Origin of the sequence: Bradyrhizobium sp. Leo170 (assembly GCF_004296405.1) — a bacterium.
In the GTDB taxonomy this organism is placed as follows: Bacteria; Pseudomonadota; Alphaproteobacteria; order Rhizobiales; family Xanthobacteraceae; genus Bradyrhizobium.
The window spans coordinates 1-1,627 of sequence record NZ_PSRR01000683.1 but is presented as its reverse complement, the minus strand read 5'-3'; the positions used below and the strand labels follow the sequence as shown (position 1 = coordinate 1,627).

The 1,627-nt window shown below is 61.5% G+C and carries 2 protein-coding genes and 1 pseudogene; 2 read left to right on the top strand and 1 reads right to left on the bottom strand.

Translation table 11 applies throughout. From position 1 onward, the window contains the following. Positions 1–354: pseudogene (locus CWO89_RS47400) on the bottom strand (hypothetical protein); the annotation flags it as partial. Positions 355–416: 62 nt separating this feature from the next. Here CWO89_RS47400 and CWO89_RS43970 point away from each other — a divergent pair. Together CWO89_RS43970 and ppa are read left to right on the top strand one after the other, a co-directional pair. Further along, entirely contained in the window at positions 417–926 is a 510-nt protein-coding gene (locus CWO89_RS43970) for a GNAT family N-acetyltransferase (protein WP_028165189.1), read from the top strand. A 168-nt stretch (positions 927–1,094) separates the two neighbouring features. Next, complete coding sequence (gene ppa, locus CWO89_RS43965; protein ID WP_130584352.1) at positions 1,095–1,622, top strand: inorganic diphosphatase; 528 nt, start codon at positions 1,095–1,097, stop codon at positions 1,620–1,622. The last annotated feature ends 5 nt before the right edge of the window (positions 1,623–1,627 follow it).

The following is a 1,627-nucleotide window of genomic DNA, read 5'->3' as shown; positions in this document are numbered from 1 at the left end:
ATCGGGCGACGGCACCAGCCACTGCTGCCGCCGGTTCGGCTCACCCTCCTCGCCTTGCGCCCCCAAGACGGGTTGCGCCGGAGCTGCCCCGGAGCCGAGCGCCGCGGCAACAAGCAGCGCGAAAATCACTTTAAGTGAATGCATCCTTGGCCTGACGCGACCATGCTGGGCAAACAGGATTCGCCGAAAGACGATCTCGCGAATCAATCCCGGGCGCAGTTTTTCACGACACGCTTGCTGACCATATGTCATCAGCGTGACGCCAGCCTGCCCCCGCATCACGAACTGGCCGATTGAAGCTCGCACTGTCCTCTTTCGGTACAAGTCATTCGAAAACTGATGCAGAAAATCCACAGGTTAACCGATAATTAACGATAGAGCTTGAAGGCGGCGCGCCGACTTGCTTTGATTGGACCATGAGCACAACCCTGATAGAGGTCCGGCCGGCCAAGGTTGCGGATGCAGCCGCGGTGGCGGCTACGCATGACGAAGCCTGGCGTTCAGCCTATCAGGGCATCATCCCCGGCGCCGAATTGGAAAAGCTGATCAACCGGCGCGGTCCGCACTGGTGGGACAGTGCGATCCGCAAGGGCAGCCGCGTCAGCGTTCTGGTGTTCGGCGACAAGATCGCAGGCTACGCCAATTACGGTCGTAACCGCGCCCGCAGCCTGCACTTCGAAGGCGAGATCTACGAACTCTATCTGCGGCCGGAATTCCAGGGCCTCGGCTTCGGCCGCCGCCTGTTCAACGCCGCCCGCCGCGACCTCGCGCAGAGCGGGCTGAAGAGCATGGTGGTCTGGGCACTGTCCGACAACGATCCGGCCACGGAGTTTTATCGCGCACTTGGCGGCCGCATGGTGGCGCGCTCCTCCGAAAGGTTCGGGCCGAAATCGCTCGACAAGGTCGCTTTTGCCTGGACCAACTGAGGCTGGGAGCGTCTCCGGGACGGCGCCACGGGTGCGCGTCAACCAATGGCCCAAAAATCCATCATTTTTCCTCGAAAGTTAGATGGATGGGCGGGCCCTGCCCGCGTATGACAGCAGCAATCACTGGTCCTGCCCGGCGCACCTGTGCTGGCAATCACGGAGTTCTCTATGCGTATTGATGCGGTATCGATCGGAGTGAATCCGCCGCATGACGTCAACGTCATCATCGAAGTGCCGGTCGGCGGCGAGCCGATCAAGTATGAAATGGACAAGGAAGCCGGCACGCTGGTGGTCGACCGCTTCCTCTATACGCCGATGCGCTATCCCGGCAATTACGGCTTCATCCCACACACGCTGTCCGACGACGGCGACCCCTGCGACGTCCTGATCGTCAACACCCGCGCCATCGTACCGGGCGCGGTGATGAGCGTGCGGCCGGTCGGCGTGCTGCTGATGGAGGACGAGGCCGGCGGTGACGAGAAGATCCTCGCGGTGCCCTCGTCGAAGCTCACCCAGCGCTACGACAAGGTGAAGAACTACAGCGACCTTCCCCAGATCACGCTGGACCAGATCCAGCATTTCTTCGAGCACTACAAGGATCTCGAGAAAGGCAAATGGGTGAAGCTGCTGCGCTGGGGCGATGCCGATGAAGCGCGCAGGCTGATCACCGAAGGGATCGCGCGCGCGAAGAAATAGCTAGT

Bases quoted from the DNA above. Each gene is read 5' to 3' on its own strand.
- ppa (WP_130584352.1), top strand. From the start codon at position 1,095: ATGCGTATTGATGCGGTATCGATCGGAGTGAATCCGCCGCATGACGTC.
- CWO89_RS43970 (WP_028165189.1), top strand. From the start codon at position 417: ATGAGCACAACCCTGATAGAGGTCCGGCCGGCCAAGGTTGCGGATGCA.